Origin of the sequence: Pseudomonas sp. Ost2 (genome assembly GCF_018326065.1) — a bacterium.
Taxonomy (GTDB): Bacteria; Pseudomonadota; Gammaproteobacteria; order Pseudomonadales; family Pseudomonadaceae; genus Aquipseudomonas; species Aquipseudomonas gingeri.
Genome location: NZ_AP021904.1, coordinates 2,031,565 through 2,050,710, shown reverse-complemented (window position 1 = coordinate 2,050,710; position 19,146 = coordinate 2,031,565). Strand labels below are relative to the sequence as shown.

General features: G+C 57.7%; 20 protein-coding genes, 1 tRNA gene and 2 pseudogenes. 14 read left to right on the top strand and 9 right to left on the bottom strand.

The window, feature by feature from the left end:
- The first annotated feature begins 1 nt into the window (after position 1).
- From KI243_RS09185 to KI243_RS09175, 3 genes are all read left to right on the top strand, one after another.
- The gene (locus tag KI243_RS09185; protein ID WP_177085041.1) at positions 2-301 is read left to right on the top strand and encodes a DUF6388 family protein; all 300 of its coding nucleotides are present in this window, start codon (positions 2-4) and stop codon (positions 299-301) included.
- Between the two features lie 96 nt (positions 302-397).
- Positions 398-640: a hypothetical protein gene (locus tag KI243_RS09180; protein WP_244861827.1), complete on the top strand. Its 243-nt coding sequence runs from the start codon at positions 398-400 to the stop codon at positions 638-640.
- Positions 641-799: 159 nt separating this feature from the next.
- Entirely contained in the window at positions 800-1,180 is a 381-nt protein-coding gene (locus KI243_RS09175) for a Rho termination factor N-terminal domain-containing protein (protein ID WP_212810713.1), read from the top strand.
- Positions 1,181-1,205: 25 nt separating this feature from the next.
- Here the strand turns inward: KI243_RS09175 and KI243_RS09170 are convergent, their stop codons facing one another.
- Positions 1,206-1,466, bottom strand: coding sequence for a DUF1652 domain-containing protein (locus KI243_RS09170; RefSeq protein WP_177106729.1), 261 nt, complete (start codon positions 1,464-1,466; stop codon positions 1,206-1,208).
- Positions 1,467-1,681: 215 nt separating this feature from the next.
- Here KI243_RS09170 and KI243_RS09165 point away from each other — a divergent pair, with 215 nt between their 5' ends.
- Positions 1,682-1,969 (top strand): hypothetical protein, encoded by a 288-nt coding sequence (locus KI243_RS09165; protein WP_212810712.1) that lies wholly within the window; start codon positions 1,682-1,684, stop codon positions 1,967-1,969.
- Here KI243_RS09165 and KI243_RS09160 read toward each other — a convergent pair.
- Positions 1,954-2,472: a DUF4142 domain-containing protein gene (locus tag KI243_RS09160; protein WP_103032903.1), complete on the bottom strand. Its 519-nt coding sequence runs from the start codon at positions 2,470-2,472 to the stop codon at positions 1,954-1,956. The genes KI243_RS09165 and KI243_RS09160 overlap by 16 nt on opposite strands.
- Before the next feature lie 415 nt (positions 2,473-2,887).
- On the opposite strand from KI243_RS09160, the gene KI243_RS09155 reads away from it, so the two are divergent.
- The gene (locus KI243_RS09155) at positions 2,888-3,112 is read left to right on the top strand and encodes a hypothetical protein (RefSeq protein WP_042934477.1); all 225 of its coding nucleotides are present in this window, start codon (positions 2,888-2,890) and stop codon (positions 3,110-3,112) included.
- Positions 3,113-3,133: 21 nt separating this feature from the next.
- On the opposite strand, the gene KI243_RS09150 is transcribed toward KI243_RS09155, so the two are convergent.
- Positions 3,134-3,475, bottom strand: a complete 342-nt coding sequence (locus tag KI243_RS09150; RefSeq protein WP_017123951.1) for a DUF6388 family protein — start codon at positions 3,473-3,475, stop codon at positions 3,134-3,136.
- A gap of 228 nt (positions 3,476-3,703) precedes the next feature.
- Between KI243_RS09150 and KI243_RS09145 the strand changes: the two genes are divergently transcribed.
- Positions 3,704-4,198: a DUF1543 domain-containing protein gene (locus KI243_RS09145; RefSeq protein ID WP_017123946.1), complete on the top strand. Its 495-nt coding sequence runs from the start codon at positions 3,704-3,706 to the stop codon at positions 4,196-4,198.
- Positions 4,199-4,296: 98 nt separating this feature from the next.
- Positions 4,297-5,277: an alpha/beta hydrolase gene (locus KI243_RS09140; RefSeq protein WP_212810711.1), complete on the top strand. Its 981-nt coding sequence runs from the start codon at positions 4,297-4,299 to the stop codon at positions 5,275-5,277.
- On the opposite strand, the pseudogene KI243_RS09135 reads toward KI243_RS09140, so the two are convergent.
- Positions 5,267-6,885: pseudogene (locus tag KI243_RS09135) on the bottom strand (methyl-accepting chemotaxis protein). The gene KI243_RS09140 and the pseudogene KI243_RS09135 sit on opposite strands and share 11 nt — an antisense overlap.
- Positions 6,886-7,172: 287 nt before the next feature.
- Positions 7,173-7,640 carry an anti-virulence regulator CigR family protein gene (locus tag KI243_RS09130; RefSeq protein WP_042934484.1) on the bottom strand — a complete coding sequence of 156 codons (468 nt, stop codon included), beginning with the start codon at positions 7,638-7,640 and terminating at the stop codon, positions 7,173-7,175.
- Between the two features lie 224 nt (positions 7,641-7,864).
- On the opposite strand from KI243_RS09130, the gene KI243_RS09125 reads away from it, so the two are divergent.
- Entirely contained in the window at positions 7,865-9,274 is a 1,410-nt protein-coding gene (locus KI243_RS09125) for a DUF2252 domain-containing protein (protein WP_017123942.1), read from the top strand.
- A 10-nt stretch (positions 9,275-9,284) separates the two neighbouring features.
- Here the strand turns inward: KI243_RS09125 and KI243_RS09120 are convergent, their stop codons facing one another.
- A complete protein-coding gene (locus KI243_RS09120) occupies positions 9,285-9,755 on the bottom strand; it encodes a DUF2442 domain-containing protein (RefSeq protein ID WP_212810710.1) in 471 nt (156 codons plus the stop codon).
- A 658-nt stretch (positions 9,756-10,413) separates the two neighbouring features.
- Between KI243_RS09120 and KI243_RS09110 the strand changes: the two genes are divergently transcribed.
- The 3 genes from KI243_RS09110 to KI243_RS09100 all read left to right on the top strand — a co-directional run bounded on the left by KI243_RS09110 (position 10,414) and on the right by KI243_RS09100 (position 11,592).
- On the top strand, positions 10,414-10,893 hold the full coding sequence (locus tag KI243_RS09110) for a Bro-N domain-containing protein (protein WP_212810708.1): 480 nt from the start codon (positions 10,414-10,416) through the stop codon (positions 10,891-10,893).
- Positions 10,894-11,078: 185 nt separating this feature from the next.
- Positions 11,079-11,318 carry a ribbon-helix-helix protein, CopG family gene (locus KI243_RS09105; RefSeq protein ID WP_177057445.1) on the top strand — a complete coding sequence of 80 codons (240 nt, stop codon included), beginning with the start codon at positions 11,079-11,081 and terminating at the stop codon, positions 11,316-11,318.
- Positions 11,308-11,592 carry a type II toxin-antitoxin system RelE/ParE family toxin gene (locus KI243_RS09100; RefSeq protein WP_178991782.1) on the top strand — a complete coding sequence of 95 codons (285 nt, stop codon included), beginning with the start codon at positions 11,308-11,310 and terminating at the stop codon, positions 11,590-11,592. The genes KI243_RS09105 and KI243_RS09100 overlap by 11 nt, the downstream gene beginning before the upstream one ends.
- 474 nt (positions 11,593-12,066) lie before the next feature.
- Here the strand turns inward: KI243_RS09100 and KI243_RS09095 are convergent, their stop codons facing one another.
- The 3 genes and pseudogenes from KI243_RS09095 to KI243_RS09085 all read right to left on the bottom strand — a co-directional run bounded on the left by KI243_RS09095 (position 12,067) and on the right by KI243_RS09085 (position 15,956).
- Positions 12,067-13,476 (bottom strand): HEPN domain-containing protein, encoded by a 1,410-nt coding sequence (locus tag KI243_RS09095; RefSeq protein WP_244861886.1) that lies wholly within the window; start codon positions 13,474-13,476, stop codon positions 12,067-12,069.
- A 113-nt stretch (positions 13,477-13,589) separates the two neighbouring features.
- Positions 13,590-14,348: pseudogene (locus KI243_RS09090) on the bottom strand (hypothetical protein); the annotation flags it as partial.
- 1,518 nt (positions 14,349-15,866) lie between these two features.
- Positions 15,867-15,956 (bottom strand) — tRNA-Ser (locus KI243_RS09085).
- Positions 15,957-16,276: 320 nt separating this feature from the next.
- Between KI243_RS09085 and KI243_RS09080 the strand changes: the two genes are divergently transcribed.
- From KI243_RS09080 to KI243_RS09070, 3 genes are all read left to right on the top strand, one after another.
- A complete protein-coding gene (locus KI243_RS09080) occupies positions 16,277-16,966 on the top strand; it encodes a crotonase/enoyl-CoA hydratase family protein (protein ID WP_103033039.1) in 690 nt (229 codons plus the stop codon).
- Positions 16,967-17,182: 216 nt separating this feature from the next.
- Entirely contained in the window at positions 17,183-17,905 is a 723-nt protein-coding gene (locus KI243_RS09075; protein WP_177085061.1) for a 1-acylglycerol-3-phosphate O-acyltransferase, read from the top strand.
- 177 nt (positions 17,906-18,082) lie between these two features.
- Entirely contained in the window at positions 18,083-19,054 is a 972-nt protein-coding gene (locus KI243_RS09070) for a magnesium and cobalt transport protein CorA (protein ID WP_103033038.1), read from the top strand.
- Positions 19,055-19,146 lie beyond the last annotated feature (92 nt).

Here is a 19,146-nt window from a genome sequence, read left to right as displayed (position 1 = left end):
CATGATCCCCAAAGAATCCCGCAGCGAGGTCGCCCTCGCCAAGTTCCTCGACGCTCACCCGCACCTGCGTGAAGAAACCCGGGGCCTGAGCCCGACGGAACAACAGCAGCAATTCCAATGGGCTTTCGACGACGAAGCCGAGAACCAGGGCATCGAGCCGTGGGAGCTGACCCTGCAACTGGTCGCCGAGACACCCGCGCAACTGCAGGCCATGCGCCTGGAAGTCCACCGCGAAGTGGCCGAGGCACTGGGCATGGACTGGGACGAATACTGCTCGTTCAACGATATCGTCGAAGACTGAGCCACGACACCCTGGCCATTCGTCGCTCCATCGGCACCAACGCCCGGCACGCACAGACCAATATCAGGTAAGGACTCTCAAACAAGGAGACTCACCATGATTTCGTCAAAACTCGCGATGCTGGCGTTGACCGGCCTGCTGTCATCGGTGTCCCTGGCGACCTTCGCCGCGCAACCCACCACGGGGCCGACCAATCCGGTCCAGGAACCGAAGCCGCCGCAGCTTCCAGGCGGGATCAACTCCGACAATGACAGTGTCATCAAAAATGGCGCCCTGCCCCCGGTAACGGCATCGACCCGCGCAACCAGGGCAACGACACCGGTCGCCAGGGCGGCGTGAATACCGATGGCAACGGTCCCATCGGCAACGATACCGCACCCGGCTCAAGCAAGGGCATGGGCTCGGGCGGCACCAGCGGTTCCCCGGTCAAGTAGATCCCCGGCGGCGGCACGGCGAGGTGCCGTCGCCTTCCTTGCAACGAGCAGAAGGAGTCTTCAGATGCCACGGGCAAGCAAAGCCAAATACACCGCCGCGCAAAAGCGCAAGGCGGCGCATATCGAATCCAGTTATGAAGCCAGGGGCCTGTCCCGCGAGGAAGCCGAGGCACGGGCCTGGGCCACGGTCAACAAACAGTCGGGGGGCGGCGAGCGCGTTGGCGGCTCAGGTCGGGACAAGGCCCCCGCCGCCAAGGCGCAAGCCCGGTCGGACTCATCAAAGCGCGCGGCGGCCAGCCGCAAGGGCTACCCCCGTGACAGCCAGGCCTCGCTGCAAACCCAAAGCAAGGCCAGCCTGCTGCAGGAAGCCCGGACCCGCAACATCGCCGGGCGCTCCACCATGCGCAAGCAGGAGCTGATCGAGGCCCTGCAGAAAGCCGGCTGACTCGCTCCCGGACCCAGGCGGGCGCCTAGCCCGCCATCCGCTCCCGCCGCCCCGATACTGCCTGGTTGGCCGACAGTTCGCCGCGCAACTGGCCCATCAGGTTGGAGATGGCCCGGGCACTGGTCAGCGCACGGCTGGAGATCCCCGTCACCAGCAGATCCACCTTGCCCGTTTGCGAATCGAAGACCTTTACCGTCAACGAAGAATCGTGGTCCACCGTGCATTGGCAGCGCAGCGGCAGAAACCCGAGTTCGATGATATTGCGCAGTTCGAGAATGGAAATCACGTCGACACATCCCTAATAGAGGTGATGAAGCAGATGGAACAGCCAAGCAATCATTGCTTGTGAGTGAGCCTAGCAGGCCATAACCGCCAGCAAGGGGTTTGTCCCCGCCGACGGCAAAAACAGTGTTTCCAGAGACGACAAATATTCTTGCGCCGCTGCGCACAGGAGCTTCTATTCTGCTGAATAAGCCCCCTCGTCGACCTGGAGCATCTGCAATGGAAACACTGAGCAAGTCGGAAATCGAGGCCGAACTGGCCTCCCGGTTGCCCAGCTACAAAGTCGAATGCACCTTGCATTCCGACGGCACGCTGTCGGCCCTCCTCAGCGGGCCGAATGCCGATCACTTTGCCGTGACCGGCATCGTCAGGGCCGACTACAAGGGCCGCGAATCCCTGTCCCGGCTGGCCCGCGAGATCCTCGAGGAGATGGTGCTGTCGCGCCAGGGCAGCCGGACCAGCCGCCTGCATGCGCTGACGGACAAACCTGGTCAATCGCCCTTGTGATGAGTCATCTCGAGCTTCCTGGCCATGTCCAGGTGCATCTCCAGCTTCGGCAGGGTCTGCTGGGCAAAGGCCTTCAGCTCCGGCGACTGCGAGTCGCGGGCCTCGTCCTCGAACAACTTGATGACCTGCTCATGGGACTTGATCTGGTTGGCCACATACGCCACGTCGAACGACTCGCCCTCCTGCACCTGCAGCATCAGCTTCCTGGCCTGGTCCATGATTTGCGCATCGGAGGCCATGGGCAGGTTGTGCCGGGTGGCGATCGCCTTCAGGTCGCGGTTGGCGTCGGTGTGATCCTTGATCATTTCCACGGCGTAGCTGTTGATATCGGTGGCCGTGGTCTTCTGGATCGCCAGGCGACTGGTTTCAATCTCGGCGATCCCGGCCGCCGAGGCATTGTCGATAAACTCGGCGGGGGTTCCGGCCACGGCATGGGCGGTCAGGCTGGCGCCCAGGATCAGGCTGAAAAACATCGGGCGTAGTCGTTGGGCCTTGCGGCTCATGGCTGTCCTCCTGTGGGGAAAAAATCTGTCCTCTACAAGAATGGGAATGACCTGGGCGGCAAAGGTTTAGAAAAACCGGGCCGGGACCGACGAACGGAGCCTGGGCCGCCGCCGCCCACCGCGCCAGCGGTGGAAAAAACGACAAAAAAAAGCCCGCGGGAGAGCGGGCTAAGGGAAGCTTTTGAACGAGCGAGGGCACTATAAAGGCTGGATGAACAGCTCACAGTGAAAGAATTTTCATCTTTGACCCGACGTGCTCCAGGTCATCATGGCCCCCTCTTGAATCGGCCTATCCCGAAACAAGCATCAGAGAGTCATTTTCATCAGTTGGATATCTACAGACTTACACAAGTCTTCATGAGGCTGTGCGCGGAAAATCGCTTATACAGGGCCTATACCCAGCGGATTTTCAGCCATGACGCCTCCAAGGTTCATCTTGACCTATCCCTCTTCGCCCCGACACTTCGCGCTGTTGGACCAGAACGGCATCTGCCTGGGTTTCAAGAGTTGCCGCACCCCGCCCGTGAACGGCAACTGGGTGAGCGTCAACGAGATCCGCCTGTGCTGGCTTCACCACCCGCTTCCCGCCAATGTCCGCAAAGACGCGGGGGAAACCGACAGCGCCCTGATCACGCCATAAGACAGCGCGGCCCCCGGACCGCTACCCGGCGCTCAAGCCATGCAGGGCGCAGTACTGCGACCATTCCATCCCGGCCATCTCCGCCACCTCCCTGTGCACCTCGAGGCGTCGGCTCTCGAACTCTTCGGCACTGCCGCTGGTCAGTTGCAACGTCAGCTCCCAGGCAAACAGCCCCTGGCGCTCGGCTTCGGCTTCGAATGCTTCATGCAGGCGTTCCTCGCGGTAGCGTTGCAGGCTCTCGCCCCTGGCCTGGGCGGCCAGCGGATTGAGATGGTCGAGGGTTTCACGCACGCTCGGATGTGCGGCAAGGAAGCGTTCAAGGGCCAGTTCATACTGCTGGGGATGCTGTTCGGGTGAGGACAACTGGAAACTCCGTGGTCGGGTAGCGTCAAAAGTAGCGCTTCGCTCAAGGGTAGAACGCCGCTCGCGTTAATCAATGCTGACAAATGATGGTCATGGGCAGGGCCGCCCTATCATCCTCGGAGCCTGATCAGCCTCGACCGAATCGCTCCAGAGTAAATAACATAACGACCAGAGCACTGGAACCACGGGCCGGCGACTGCGCCAGCCCTTCAGCGAAAAGGAACGGCAATGTTGTGGGTGGTCATGCTCGGGGGCAAACACCCCCGGGCCAGAATCGAAGTGCACGACGTGACGTTCGTGCGCGGTGACAGTCTTGAAGCGACCTATGGGCAACTGCGCCAGGACTGGTTCGGCAGCCAGGCGGGCTTGCATATCGATGGCTGGATGCGGGTCGACGGCGTCGAGCGGTGGAAGGTCGGGTTCAGCGACCTGGCCCCGTCCCCCGGCTCGCCGCGATTGTTCTTCATCAACTTCGGCGGTTATGAAACGCAGGTCTTTGGCGAGGCCCATCGCTATCTGCTGGTGGTCGCCGAAAACCTCGTGCAGGCCAGGGCCAAGGCTAAACAACTGATGTTCCGCGGCTGGGAACAACCCCATACCGACGCGGTGCTCGACATCGACGACTGCCTGCCGATCGACCAGGTCGACGGTCGCTACATCGAACTGGTGGAAGCGCCCCATGGCGGCATCGTGCAGGACAATGACTACATCATCCTGCCCTGAACCCACGATATGTCAGGGGTCATTCGACCCGTGAATGGTGATTAGCGCTGTCTTGCCCTTCTGCTACGGTCGATGGATGGGCCAAGGGAGCACACAGGATGAATGCATTCGAACAGCACGTGGTAGCGGTCAACGGGATCGAGTTGAGTGTGCACGTGGCCGGGCCGCTCGACGGCAAGCCGGTCTGGCTGCTGCACGGTTTCCCCGAGTGCTGGTATTCCTGGCGCAAGCAGGTGCCGGCGCTGGTCGCGGCCGGCTATCGGGTTTTCGTGCCGGAGATGCGCGGCTACGGCCGCAGCAGCGCTCCTGAAAATATCGCGACCTACGACCTGCTGACCCTGTGCGGCGATATCCGCGGGGCCATGGAGGCCTTCGGCCATGAACAGGTCGCCATGGTCGGCCACGACTGGGGCGCGCCGGTGGCCTGGCACCTGGCGCTGCTGGAACCGCAACGGGTCAAGGCCCTGGTGACGCTGTCGGTGCCCTTCGCCGGCCGCGCCAAACGCCCGGCCATCGAAGGTATGCGCGAAGTGTTTGCCGATCGCTTCAACTACATCCTCTACTTCCAGCAGCCGGGCGTCGCGGAACAGGAACTCGACGCGGATGTCGAGCGGACCTTGCGGGCCTTCATGGGCGACACCGAAGTGTTTCTGCAAGCCAAGGCGGCCGATGCCAGACTGTTCGACGGCGTAAGCGTACCGCCAGCCCTGCCGGACTGGTGTACGGAAGAAGACTTCGAGCCCTATCGCCAGACCTTCGCCGACAAGGGCTTTCGCGGCGCCTTGAACTGGTACCGCAACTTCGAGCGCAACTGGCAACGAACCGGGTTCCTGGCCGGCGCCCAGGTGCAACAGCCGACGCTGTTCCTGATCGGCGACCGTGATCCGGTGGGGGCGCTGGAAGCCCATACCCTCAAACGCATGCCGGGCGTGGTTCCGCATCTGGAACAACAGGTGCTGGAGGATTGCGGGCACTGGATACAAAGCGAAAAACCCGACGAAGTGAATGCGGCGATGCTCGAGTTTTTTGCGCGGGTCTATGGTGCTGCGCAGAAAGCCTCCCGCACCATCAGATCCTGAAGGTATTGACCAGGTTCTGCAGGCGCAGCGCCTGGTTTTCCAGGTCAGTGCAAGCGCTCAGCGTCGATTGCAGGTTGTTCACCATCTGTTGGTTGAGGCCGTTGATATGGGTGATGTCCTTGTCGAGATTGCCCACCACGGCGGTCTGTTCTTCGGTCGCGGTGGCCATGGACAGGTTGATCTCGTCGATCTCGCCGATCCCCGCCTCTTGATCACCTCCAGGATATGCCCGATCTTGAGGGTCTTGCCATTGAGCGCCTCGATCTCGTTGCGGGTCGAAACCACCTGTGCGGACAGCTCCGACATCGCCGCAATACTGCGCTCGACCACCTGGCGGCTGTCCTGGGTCTGCTCCCGCGCATCGGACGCCCGCCTGGACGCATGCGCCGCGCTACGGGCAATCTCGTCCGCGGCGGCGCCCAGCTGATTGATCGCTGTGGCGACGTTATGGGTCAGGGCCGCCTGCGTATCCGAGCTTTGCAACGAAGAATGCGAAGTCCGACTGACCTGTGCGGCCAATTCGGTGAGCTGGCTGCTGGACAGCAACACCTCGCGGATCGACTGCTGGATGCGTTCGACGAACTGATTGAAAGAACCCGCCAGAATGCCGAACTCATCCCGCGACTGAACAGGCAGGCGCTGGGTCAGGTCGCCCTCGCCCTGCGCGATATCCCGCATCGCCAGGCCCATGCGCCTTAGCGGGCGCAGCAAGGCCTTGATCAGCAATCCCAGCAGCGCAATCGTCACCAGCACTGCACTCAGCGTTGCGATCAGCGCGGTCAGGCGAAACTCGTGGAGCGCCCCATAGGCCTTGTCCTTGTCCACCGACAAACCGATAAACCACTTCACCGAAGGCAGGCCGTCGATAGGCATGAAGGTCAGGAGGCGGGCCTTGCCGTTTTCCGTCACCTCGCTCAACCCGGTATTGATGGCGGGCGGCGATTGCGGGAACGCTTCGGCGAGGGTCCTGGTGACGAGCGCCTTGTCCGGGTGGGCCAGGATCCTGCCATCGGCGCTGACCAGAAAGGCGTAGCCGATACCGTTCATGTCCACGGCATTGATGATCTGCGCCAGCTTGTCGAGATTCAGGTTGGCCCCCAGCACGCCCAGCGGTTGACCGTTCTTTTTGATCGGTACGGATTGGGTCATGACCAGGTAATCGGTCCCGGCACCGATATAGGGCTCGGTGAGTGTCGGACCACTGTTGTGAACGGCGTCCTTGTACCAGGCCCGCTGGCGGGCATCGAATCCCTCGGGCATCACCCGTGTCGGATGGATGCTGAAGGTGCCGTCTTCCTGCCCGACGTAGCTGGCAACGAACGTGGCGTTCAGCACATTCTGCGCCAGAACCCGATTGATGGCCTCCGGTGCGGGATTGGCAGCGATGGCCTCGGCGAGGCTTTCCAGCAGCAGGATACGGCCCGACAGCCAGCTGTTGATGTTGGCACCCAGGACCTTGCCGACATCCTGCATATTGCTGTGCAGGGTGTCGCGGGTGGTCGCGGTCTGCCGGTAGTCGTTGAACAGCGCAAAGCACAGAAACACCACAATCAGCACCGAGCAGGCGCCCAGGAGAATCTTGTGACCGAACTTCAAGGCGGTGCCCATGCTGAAAATCTCTCCTGGCGTGCAAGCGCGCTGTTTTTATCGAAGTCGCGTGACCAGGGGACTATCGCGGGCATGGCCCAGGGGCGATGCGCACAGGTCGGGTGATCAGCGGCTCGTCGCGTAAGGTAGGGGCAGGCGGAGGGGTTGTCGAACAAGAAAAGTTGAACGTAAAGGCAGGGTATTTGTTATGAGCGCGCGGTCCTTGACCGAACATCGAGGCGGACAATCGTCAGACATCAGAACGCCTCGTCTTCCTCTGTGAACAGCTATCCAGGCAAGGATCGGAACTAGTCCAATGCCCCGCTGAGCACTTCGTAGATGATGCCGCTCGCAATGGCTACGAGGATCAGGTCCGTCCCCGCCTGCTGCCATTCATAACCCTCATAGTGAGGCAGGCGCCCCAACAGCCGGCCATCGAGCTTTTTCGCGATACCGGGAGGAAGAGGCTTTCCACGAGCCAGGTTTTTCTGGATACCGGGCGGCAATGCCGGCCCCGGACGCCAGTAGTCCCGGTACCCGCCCAGCACGCCGAGGACGACGCCGTGATCGACACTCGGCCCTTGTGCCCAGTTGCCGTCCGCCGATTTTTTCCCCTTGCCGTGGCCGCCTTGATGACCAGGGCCCTGATAGTCCTGCGAGTTTCCCTTGCCATTTCCCTGGCCTTTGCCGTTACCCGGATCGGCCAACGCCGTAACGGAACCAGTCACCAGGGCGAAACAGGCAAACGCAGCAATAACCGAGTGCGACTTGAACATCATCCGTTCCTCGAAAGAGGGAAACCTCCTTGCAATGTAGACGGTATAAGGCGAAGAAGTTGCAGAATCGCTCCCTACCCCTACACCCTTCCCCTACACCCCTCCCCATACACCCCTTCCCGAACCGGCCCGGACTGGAACCTTGCCAGATCCCATATATGCTCACGATGGAACTGCCCTGCTCCAAAGCGGTTCGGCCGTATTCCCGCCAGCAGAGGAACCCCATGAGTACCGTCAAAGACCGTCTCAAACAGGGCAAGGACGCCCGCAAGGATTGCCCGCGCAGTTCCCAGGCCACGCCGGGACAAATCAAGCGCGACCCTATCCCGCTGATCGAAGCGTCCAGTGCCGGCCGGGTCGAATCCCTGGTGGCCCTGCGTTACGGACGCATGCTGGTCTCGCCCTTCACCTTTTATCGCGGCAACGCGATGCTGCAGGCCCACGACCTCGCCGGCACCCCGGACATGGGCCTGCAATCGATCATCTGCGGCGATTGCCACCTGATGAACTTCGGCGGTTTCGCCACCCCGGAGCGCAACCTGCTGTTCAGCGTCAATGACTTCGACGAGGTTCATCCCGGCCCCTGGGAATGGGACCTCAAGCGCCTGGTGGCAAGCTTCGTGGTGGCTGCCCGCGACCTGCGCCACGGCGCCGTTGTCGAAGAACAACTCTGCCGCCATGTGGTCGGCGCCTACCAGCGGGCCATGGCCGCCTGCACCGAACAGAGCGCCCTGGATATCTGGTACGAAGCCACCACCTACGAAGACCTGCTGGACCAGGCCCGCGGCAGCAGCACCCTGGAACATGTGCGACGGGCCATCGAAAAAGCCGAGCGTCGCACCCACGCCGAGTTGCTGCCCAAGATCTGCGAGCGTGATCAGCATGGCCGCCTGCTGATTCGCGACGACCTGCCGGAAATCTTCCATCTGCACGAAACCACCACCCTGCTCGATCCCGACGATGACTGGATGCGCCTGCAGGACTGGCGACCGCTGTACGACACCTTCATGCGCGACTATCGCGGCACCTTGCAGGCCGATCGCCGCGACCTGCTGGCCCGTTTCGAAGCCCAGGACCTGGCGTTCAAGGTGGTGGGCGTGGGCAGTGTCGGCACCCGTTGCCTGGTGGCCCTGCTGACCGATACCCAGGAACGACCGCTGTTCCTGCAGTTCAAGGAGGCCAGGCGCTCGGTGCTCGCCGACTACGTGCGTGGCAAGTCCCGGCCCCGGCACAACGGCCAGCGGGTGGTGGAAGGACAAAGGTTGATGCAATCGGCCAGCGACCTGTTTCTCGGCTGGACCACCGGCCCCAACGGCCGGCACTTCTATGTCCGCCAGTTGCGTGACATGAAGATCTCCGCGGAACTGGAAACCTTCGACGCCGAAACCTTCGCCGCCTATGGACGCATCTGCGGCCGCGCCCTGGCCCAGGCCCACGCCAAATCATCCGGCCAGGCGGCGCTGATCAGCGGCTATATCGGCAAGAGCGAAACCCTGGCCGAAGCCCTGTTCAAATACGCCCAGACCTATGCGACGCAGAATGAACGGGACTTCGAACACTTCCAGCAGGCCTGCCGCAAGGGGCGTTTGCAGGCGCGTTCGGAGGCGGATTTTGCTGCGGATCATTTGCCTTGAGGATCGAAGTTCACAGCGCCGGGACAGAAGACTGCAGCCCCTGAAGCTTGTGTTCATACTCCCAGCCCCTGCAGGCGAGCCCCACATGTTTTGGAATCAACGCGGCGCCACTGCTATAGGCTGTAATGGTTCGCCGGGTAAACCCAAGCTCCACCGCCGCCGCAGACAACGACAGATTGTTGTTCACGAGCCAGCGCTTGAAATCCCGGGTGCGCATGACCTCCCCCGCCTGCTCAAGCGCCAGGCGATACAACGTAGTGGCGGCTATTTCGAGATCGTCGCCCCAGCTCACATCAAAGCCCCATTCCCCCACGGCTACCTTTTCGAACAGAGCCAAATCTTCCAGGGGCTCCAGCACGGGAAACGCACGAATATGTTCTGACAGGTCAACGGAATAACGTTTTCCATTGCTCCAATCGATAATCAAGGCCTGCTTACCGGCAACAGCTTGTACAGTCTCGATACGAAGTTTACTGGTCACTTCAGGCTCTCCGATTTTGCTCGTGCCATACACGCCAAAGCTCGGCGGTATGGGTTCTGGCCCATGACAAAGCGGCTTTCAATGCCTTGGTGTCCGCGCCATGTCCCAACACATTCAGCCCGTCTATCAACACCAACGACTCACCATCAGGCGTCTGCACATGAAAATGCGGTGGCGCATGGTCGTCAGGATAGATTTTGCTTTGCCAGTTTTTTTCGCTGTGCAGCTATCGCCATACATGAAGTCCCTAGAGAAATTATTTCTCTAGCACAAGACAGCCACCACACCAGACAAAAAATTTGTACCCAGAAACCACAGACCCTGGCTTTCCGAGGAAAACTGGCCGCATCCCGAATGTGATAGTGGGTATCAGAACCTGGATCATCGGAATGCCCCCTGATCGGAAGCGGCGCAATGATGCTTTGCGATGAAACACGACTTGTAGGAGCCGGCTTGCTGGCGATGACGCCCGGACAGGCACCGCAAGGCTCAAAGGCCTCATCCCTGGCCAGTCGCTTCCTGGACTTGGCTCTTCTTCCCTCTTGCCCAACCGCGCATCCCGCAGTAAGGTTCAGTCATCGCTGCACATCAGCGATACAGGATTGGCGTCCTGTGAATACGAGGCGACCCACTTACTCAACTAGGCGGACACCTCAATATGACCGAACACTTCGAACCAACCCGATTCCCCCGTCACAATCGTTTCCTCCATGCCCTGATGCTTGAGTCACAAGCCTGGTTCAGCGCGCTCGACCTGGGTCGCCTGATGGGACTGCATCTGGACGAACGTCTTACCCGCAAGCTCGACAGTGACCAGCACCGTTTGCTCCTGTTGAACTACCACGCGAAGATCCAGAAAACCCTGATGATCAGCGAGTCGGGGGTGTACGCACTGATGGTTTATCACCACATTCCTGAAAACCAGCATTTGCGGCGATGGCTGACTCATGAAGTCATTCCCACGTTGCGCAACCTTTCAACCGCCGCAGCAGAGCAAGGCCCTGCCCTCAGCTCGTTGCAGTGGGCAGGGCGTTCGGTCAGCCTGCTGCATTGGCAGAACGAGCCCTGGGTAAAATGGCGGGATATGCCGGTGCTGATGCAACCGGTGGAACAGGCTTCGGTTCAATCATCGAGTTGATCATTCCGGCAGGTGAAAGCCGTATCACTGCATGAAAGGTAGTGGTACGGCCACCTCACACGCGCCGTTGGGGATCCGCGCCTCATTAAAATCAGATTTGGACATGATTCGCGACAGATCGCTAACGCACTACCGCGCATGACGGTGTAGTATTTTGTACTACACACCACTACATTGAGGTTCCCATGTCCGTTATGTCCCTACGTCTCCCCGACGAGATGGCTGAGACCCTCGCCAACCTGGCAAAAGCTACTGGCCGTAGTAAATCCTTCCTCGCCATCGATGCCCTACGGGACTACCTGGCCCGTGAAGCCTGGCAAATCGCCGAAATTCAGCGCGCTATAGAAGAGGCTGATGCGGGAGACTTCGCCACGGACGAGGAAGTTGAAGCCACCTTCCGGAAATGGGGTGCCGATGCGCGTTGAATGGCTGAAAACCGCACTCAGGAATCTGGATGACGCAGCTGCCTATATCGCGCAAGACAATCCACAAGCAGCTCAGGCCTTCATGCTTGAGGTGCGCGCCAGCGTCCAGCGGCTAGCGCAGTTTCCCGCTATGGGCCGTGAAGGACGAATTCCAGGAACACGAGAATGGCCTCTTCCCGACCTGCCTTATCTGATTCCATACCGTATTCGTAACGGTCGTCTACAAGTGCTGCGCGTCTTCCATACTCGGCGACTACCGCCTGACCAATGGTGACCTGAGAGTAGAGCAAATGGGGCATACGCCACTAGGCTAATACAGGCCAAGGTACCTCCGTATCCCAACGTCCCTGTTTTCCATACGCCAAAAATCACAAAATCAATATTTTTTACAATAAAATCAATAAATTATATTTTAGGAATGTGATGATAAGGGAAAGACTCGAAAACCGCCCGTAGCCGCTTTCCTGCACCTTCCCTCAAGGAATACAAGGGCTGCAGCCATCGCAGGTCAACCAGTGCAATGGGCTGTATCGGCGGAAAACCTGATACGTCGAGCTCTTCAGCCAAGTTGATACCGTTCCAGGAACACTCAAATAGCTCACTTTTATCGAGATATCCAGAAAACAAACACCGTTCGAAACCCACGGTTTCCTGAGCGCGCCCCTTGTAATCCGTGGCATTCCCCCCTGACAAAGAGAAGACAGGTATTCCAAGTAGATCTTCTCTGCTATAGTTTAATTTCAACCCATTACTCATTTAGGTTGTGAGCACCCGGCATTCTAAATATCAAGCTTGAAGAACTTGAGATAGATACACCAACAGTTTCAAGCAAAGAAACCATCAAAAGAGATTCAACAAATGTACATTTAGCAAGGATCTCATCATCAGTTTCAAAATAATCATTCGCATGACTGATATCATTTCGTAGCTTACAGATCGATTTAATAGATTCTTGCTTTAGGCGCCAACCGCCTACCACCTTAACTGGGAGCTTTTTATAAAAATCAATCATGCACTTTTCGGTATTATATTTAGTCTCATTGTACCGACCTACACCTCGAAGAAAGCTTTTAACTTCCTTCCTGCAACCAAAAATCTTTATCATCAACTTCTCAACCCGTTCAACTTGTACACTCAAAAGATCAGGATCCAAAAATGACTTCGTTTTCTTAGTTAGCGACTCAAGCAACCTAAAATACCCTAGAAACCTTTCTTCAACACTACTCATTCTTCTGTATTTTAAATACTTCGCCCACTTCTCTGAAAACTCGTAGCTTTCTGAGAAATACTTACTTATTGATTCAAGCGGAAAGGGTGACAAGCCTAAATCATTAAAGCGCAACTTGTGACCTAGTGGATACCAACTGTATGACGTATAATCATTCGAAGTAGGTGCGGGCTTTGGATAATAAATAAATGCCTCACCATTTTTCGCGTCATCTTCCCACAGCTCGATTCGATCCATAACCAACTCTTGCCCATGAAGAAGGCTTAATAGCGAGTAGCACTTTTGATACAGAGCCAGAGTATCCACAGGATTTATTTGACAGTTTTTAAATACACAGAAAGAAAGTGGGAAACGGATTCCAACCTCAAACTCGAACGGAGACGCATTAGCTTTTATGTTGTAATTTAGGGCTATCTGACCTCCATCCTCATCATCAATACAAAATTCAGTCGTATCAAAATTATCAAAATTTGAAACAAGCCCGACTCTCGACCCACTCACCTGATCTTCAATTATTTCCTGTTGCTTCTCAGTGTAACCCACCCATTTAGCAAGACTAGGCGAATACAGATGAATACTACGAAAATCCATATCTAGAACTGCCTGCCGGCTTATTACTGCATATTTTGCTGTGTATTCAATCTCAAAATGTATAGCATTACCGGGCATTTCACCGACGATATAGCTTCCGCTTTTCGCACAATGCAGGTCAAACAAAAGGTAATTCCAACCATTTCCAGCACACTCTAATGATTCTAGCTCCCACTTAGCATCACCCCACATGCGCAGACCTACTTGATCGCCACTAATCCTTATACTAATTGCATTTTGGGACAGTTTTAAAACTGCCGAGAAGCTGCCAACAGAACCTTCAACAGACACCCTAAACTCATAATCCTTATTTAGATTTATTTTTTTATCCATAAACATTTCCACGTACACATCCTTCTTAGGCCATCAGGTATTTTTTATACACTATCAAAATAAAAAATGACACTTATTTTAAACGGACTCGTAGAGAGTTAGCATTTCTACATCGTGATTTACTTTATTCTCGTGTAAAGATTCGTCGCTGCAATCGCTTGATTTCTGAATGCGGTTGCATCGGTGGAGCTAGGTGCTGGTCCAGGCAAGTGAGTGTGGGCAGCAAGTTGCGTGTTCATCTTATGCAGCAAATCGAGGATACCGCACACTACTTGGAACAGATTTACAGTTCCAGACCCGATCCAATTCTTCGGCGTCTGCAACTGCTTGCTCAAACCCGCAACGCTTAAACGTAAGCCCTGAATCCTTTCCTGCATATCGCCGCCCACCCTGACATTGTGCTTCTGTCCCACCACTAGGTTGAGATCCCGGCCGGTGGCCTGGTGCAGATCATCCACGGCCGCCAGGCTCGCGGAGCCGCCAGAAAGTAACTTCATGGCGCCCAGCGCCTCAATCTTCTTGATGCCACCTACGGACTCGGCTGAGTAGTCGTCGACCGTCCTGATGTGGCTCTGGAAGCGCTCGGTGTTCTCCAAGACATCTACCTCTCGCTCGATCACCTTCTTGTCCTGGATCTTGCTGTCGGTCTGGCGCAGCAGTTGCCGTCAGCGTCACGCGCTGCTGGCAAGCCTCGCTGTGCTGCCACACCTGATCGCCCTTCGGCACCCGGGGCAGACTCAGGCCTGCGGCGGAATCTGAGTAATAACGGGTTTGTGCGGTAGGCCGTAGGCGAAGCTGATCCCGACAGTGGTGCCTTCCTCCGGAAAGCCGAACATACCCGCCTCTTGCCCGCCCATGGGCGCCGGCAGCGGCAGGCCCCTGAAACACAGCCCGGTCTTGATGCCGATCTCGGCCAGGACTGTTTGCAGGTCGACATGCACAGATTCAGAGGCTGTGGTTATGACCTGTGCAAGTACATCCGCGTTGAACGGATCAGCAAGAACCACGCTCAGTTACTCGCCCTGCTGGACAGCCTGGGGGGGTCTGGTCCTGAAATTGAGTCCACCACAGATCGCCACTACCCTGCATCAGATCATCCAGATGCCCATCGAACGCCAAGTCTCGATCAGCTCTGACCATACGACCGTTGCCGACTTTTAGGAGGTGTACGACCACCTCGAATCTCAACGAAGCCCCGTGGTCAACCACAGCAGCGATCCGACCGTGATCGCCATCAACCTCAACGACTTCTGCGAAAACCTTGCCCATGGAGTAGGGATAACGGTGCGCCATACCAGTCGCAGGGAGGTTCGGCTGCCGAGCCCACAAAAAAGGCCCTCACACCTGATGTCAGTGCAGGAGTCTTTTTTACATGAGCGGTGTTATTGGTAACGCAAAATGATACGAGTTTTTCTCGCCAGAAAGCGCCAGCCGTAAAAAATAGAATACTCTTGCTCTGGTGATTGAACAGAATTTTATTCGATTCGCCCCATAGAAAGAGAGAAGCGCCTGATGGAGCTATCATATTCGCAGACCTTCAAAAATACGGTCTACTAAAAACCAAATTTGGCGAAATTTAGAACTTAACCATGGAGAAAAAATGAATTTTTTAAGCGCTTATGGAAAGGAGATCGTTTCACTTGTCGTTCCGCTTTTGACCTGGCTACTTAACTCCGGGTTTAAAGCTAGAGCGAAGCTCGTTTGGGCCAGTCCTCATTCATTCCACTTTTGGATTCAGGAGCCCCTCAGAGACTCAGAAGGAGAAATTCTAAGTCCCAGCCAGCGGGTATGCACAGCTTCGATAAAGGTAATCAATGTCGGGCGAGAGACGGCTAACAAGATAGAGTTAGTCTTCAACTGGAAGCCACATTACATAAATCTCTGGCCCATACGCACCTACGAACATAAGACGGATCAGGATGGGCGACATACTTTGATTTTTGAGAATCTATCTCCGAAGGAGGAAATTGGAGTTGAAATAATGTCCGTCAACACTGACTCACCGGCGCTTCTGCAGGTTCGGAGCGCGGAGTGCATGGCGAAAAATGTCCAACTCTCATGGGTTGGTCAGATGTCTCCCCTTAGAATCAATATCGTTCGAATGTTGCTCTTGTTAGGGGCCAGCACATTTCTCTACTGGCTAATTGTACTGGTTCAATTCCTGGTCCTACGAACGCCGAACTGACCCGACAAGCGTCCGCCCGGCTCTAAATGGCTGATCACGAGTCTTTGGAGCTGTTTCGCCAGACCCAGGTACGCAGTCGACTTGCCTAAGATTTTCGCACCAAAATAGAGCGCAAATCCCATAATGGTCCCATGAGGCTACTTTTTGGACACCAAAAACCACAAACCCCCGACTTTCTCTAGGAAAATCAGGGGTTTGTGTTTGCAGAATGTGGCGGTGAAGGAGAGATTCGAACTCTCGATACAGTTTCCTGTATACACACTTTCCAGGCGTGCTCCTTAAGCCACTCGGACACTTCACCGTATCTCGTCAAACCGATTCAGTCTGTCGAGGCGCGCTAATGTAGTCGAAAGCTTTTCCAATGGCAAAGGTTTTTTTCAGAATTTTCATGCGCTTAAGTCGGGTAGCCGACCTGGCGCCATCGCCCCGCCCACCCGTCAGGGCAAACCCGCCAATCTCCGGCCCGGCCCAACGCCTTGCCTAAAGGCAGCGCAGGCAGCTGGCAAAGCCCGCAGCCACGGTCGCGGCGGCAAAAGCCTGACTCACCAGTCAGTCACGGCGCTTTACCTCACCCGTGCGGCTGGGTAACGTCTGTGCCACTTCTTTATAAGGAATTACGTCATGAGTGAATTGATCTCCTACCATCTCGAAGACGGTATCGCGACCCTGACCTTGAGCAATGGCAAGGTCAATGCCATTTCCCCGGACGTGATTGCCGCCTTCAACACCGCCCTGGACCAGGCCACCAGCGACCGCGCGGTGGTGATCATCACCGGCCAGCCCGGCATCCTCTCCGGCGGCTACGATCTGAAAGTGATGACCGCCGGCCCCAAGGAAGCCGTCAGCCTGGTGACCGCCGGTTCCACCCTCGCCCGTCGCCTGTTGTCCCACCCGTTCCCGGTGATCGTCGCCTGCCCCGGCCATGCCGTGGCCAAGGGCGCCTTCCTGCTGCTGTCGGCCGACTACCGCATCGGCGTCGACGGGCCGTTCAGCATCGGCCTGAATGAAGTGCAGATCGGCATGACCATGCACCACGCCGGGATCGAGATCGCCCGCGACCGCCTCGGCCGCGCCGCCTTTCACCGCTCGGTGATCAACGGCGAGATGTTCAACCCGCAGGACGCCGTGGCCGCCGGTTTCCTCGACAAGGTGGTGGCGCCGGAAGCCCTGCAGGAAGCTGCCCTGAACGCCGCCCGGCAGTTGAAGAAGATCAATATGAACGCCCACAAGAACACCAAGCTGAAAGTGCGCAAGGCGCTGCTGGAAACCCTGGATCACGCGATCATTCTCGATCAGGACCATATGGGCTGATCCTCCCCGCCATCGCCTGTGGAACAGCCCGACTTCAAGTCGGGCTTTTTCCTACAGGTACGTTCGTACCCGCTGCAACCGCTCTAGACCGCGCCTGACGCCGTAGCGCGAAACATGCGCTAAAACATCGCCCATCTCCGGCCTCTATCGGACTAATTGCCGAAAACAGTGCACATCCGTACACTGCGCCACCTTTTGTCCTGGCGGGCCCGTTCGATGCTGTTTCTGTTGCGTATGTTATTGATGGGGCTGCATTTTATCGTCGCCGGCGTGATCGGCGTGGTGCTCGGGCTGTGCCGCCCGTTCAATCCGGATAACAGCCGGCTGTGTGCCCGCCTGTATGCCTGGCCGGCCATGTGCATCCTGCGCCTGCGGGTCAAGGCCGAGGTCGGGCCATTGATGGACAAGCCACAAAGCTGCGTGATCATCGCCAACCACCAGTCCAACTATGATCTGTTCGTGTTCGGCAACGTGGTGCCACGCCGCACCGTGTGCATCGGCAAGAAAAGCCTGAAGTGGGTGCCGCTGTTCGGCCAGTTGTTCTGGCTGGCGGGCAATGTGCTGATCGATCGCGGCAATGCCTTCAAGGCGCGCCAGTCGATGCTGACCACCACCGAGACCCTGCAACACAAGGACACCTCGATCTGGGTCTTTCCCGAAGGCACCCGCAATCTTGGCGAAGACCTGTTGCCGTTCAAGAAAGGCGCCTTCCAGATGGCAATCGCCGCCGGCGTGCCCATCGTGCCGGTGTGTGTCAGCAGCTATATCCGGCATATGCGCCTGAACCGCTGGCACGGCGGCAAGGTGATGATCCGCTCGCTGCCGGCGATCCCCACCGCCGGGCTGACGCTGGACGATATGCCGATGCTGATCGCCCAGTGCCGGGAACAGATGCGCGACTGTATCGCCGCGATGGATCGGCAGTTGCAGGCGGCCTGATCGAGCGCCCGCTCGCGCTGGCCCGGACCACCACGGCTCCCGCCCCGGGGAGCCGCGCGCCGCAACATGAAAGTTGCGGTTTTTCCACGAACTCCCGCTGCTTTGCCGACTCTGAAGAGCCTGGGCAGGCTAAGCTGCAGCCTGTCTTTCCCCTTTTAAAAGAAGAAGATCAGCATTATGGGTAGAGTCGTTGCCGCGGCGGTTTACAGTGCCGGTAGAAAGGTCACCAATATCACCCTCGACGAGGGCGCCGCCTGGGCGGCGAAACCCGATCACTTTGTCTGGATCGGTCTCGAAGAACCCAATGCCCAGGAACTCGCCAACCTGCAGAAACAGTTCAACCTGCATGAACTGGCCATTGAGGACGCCCTGGAAAAACACAGCCGGCCGAAGCTGGAAACCTTCGGCGATGCGCTGTTTATCGTCACCTATTCGCCGATTCGCCATGAGGGCAAGCTGGAGTTCATCGAGACCCATATCTTTGCCGGCAATGGCTACATCATCACCTGCCGCAACGGCCACTCGAAGTCCTACGCCCACGTCCGCCAGCGCTGCGAGGCGCGCCCGCTGCTGCTGGAGCATGGCGAGGACTTCGTGCTCTACGCCCTGCTGGACTTCGTCACCGAAAGCTATCAGCCGGTCAGTGAGGCCATCCATGCCGAAATCGACGAGCTGGAAAGGAACGTGCTCAGCAGTTCGCTGAACGAAGGCGATATCCAGCGCATCCACCACCTGCGCCGGGACGTGTTGCGCCTGCGTCGCTACGTGGCGCCCATGGTGGAGATCAGCGAGGAAGTCTCGCGCCTGGACTTCCCGTTTATCGACAAGAACATGCGTCCGTATTTCCGTGACGTGCAGATCCATGTGACGCGGCAGATGGAAGACCTCTCGACCCTGCGCGATATCGCCAGCCAGACCATCGAGATCGGCGTGCTGCTGGAGGCAGCCCGGCAGAGCATCGTGCAGCGCAAGTTTGCCGCCTGGGCGGCGATCCTGGCGTTTCCGACAGCGGTGGCGGGGATCTACGGGATGAACTTCCAGAACATGCCGGAGCTGAGCTGGCATTACGGCTATTTTGCCGTGCTGGGATTTATCGCCGTGGGATGCACGGGCTTGTGGGCCAGCTTCAAGAAATCCGGCTGGCTGTAATCGATCGCAGATCGTTCCCACGCTCTGCGTGGGCATGCAGCCCGTGACGCTCCGCGTCACCCGCGGAGCGTCCAGCGAGGCATTCCCACGCG

Coding starts and splice junctions, on each gene's coding strand:
- KI243_RS09155 (WP_042934477.1), top strand. CDS start 2,888: ATGACGCCTCCAAGGTTCATCTTGACCTATCCCTCTTCGCCCCGACAC.
- KI243_RS09125 (WP_017123942.1), top strand. CDS start 7,865: ATGAGTACCGTCAAAGACCGTCTCAAACAGGGCAAGGACGCCCGCAAG.
- KI243_RS09145 (WP_017123946.1), top strand. CDS start 3,704: ATGTTGTGGGTGGTCATGCTCGGGGGCAAACACCCCCGGGCCAGAATC.
- KI243_RS09070 (WP_103033038.1), top strand. CDS start 18,083: ATGGGTAGAGTCGTTGCCGCGGCGGTTTACAGTGCCGGTAGAAAGGTC.
- KI243_RS09130 (WP_042934484.1), bottom strand. CDS start 7,640: ATGTTCAAGTCGCACTCGGTTATTGCTGCGTTTGCCTGTTTCGCCCTG.
- KI243_RS09110 (WP_212810708.1), top strand. CDS start 10,414: ATGACCGAACACTTCGAACCAACCCGATTCCCCCGTCACAATCGTTTC.
- KI243_RS09100 (WP_178991782.1), top strand. CDS start 11,308: ATGCGCGTTGAATGGCTGAAAACCGCACTCAGGAATCTGGATGACGCA.
- KI243_RS09105 (WP_177057445.1), top strand. CDS start 11,079: ATGTCCGTTATGTCCCTACGTCTCCCCGACGAGATGGCTGAGACCCTC.
- KI243_RS09140 (WP_212810711.1), top strand. CDS start 4,297: ATGAATGCATTCGAACAGCACGTGGTAGCGGTCAACGGGATCGAGTTG.
- KI243_RS09095 (WP_244861886.1), bottom strand. CDS start 13,476: ATGTTTATGGATAAAAAAATAAATCTAAATAAGGATTATGAGTTTAGG.
- KI243_RS09185 (WP_177085041.1), top strand. CDS start 2: ATGATCCCCAAAGAATCCCGCAGCGAGGTCGCCCTCGCCAAGTTCCTC.
- KI243_RS09165 (WP_212810712.1), top strand. CDS start 1,682: ATGGAAACACTGAGCAAGTCGGAAATCGAGGCCGAACTGGCCTCCCGG.
- KI243_RS09075 (WP_177085061.1), top strand. CDS start 17,183: ATGCTGTTTCTGTTGCGTATGTTATTGATGGGGCTGCATTTTATCGTC.
- KI243_RS09160 (WP_103032903.1), bottom strand. CDS start 2,472: ATGAGCCGCAAGGCCCAACGACTACGCCCGATGTTTTTCAGCCTGATC.
- KI243_RS09180 (WP_244861827.1), top strand. CDS start 398: ATGATTTCGTCAAAACTCGCGATGCTGGCGTTGACCGGCCTGCTGTCA.
- KI243_RS09175 (WP_212810713.1), top strand. CDS start 800: ATGCCACGGGCAAGCAAAGCCAAATACACCGCCGCGCAAAAGCGCAAG.
- KI243_RS09080 (WP_103033039.1), top strand. CDS start 16,277: ATGAGTGAATTGATCTCCTACCATCTCGAAGACGGTATCGCGACCCTG.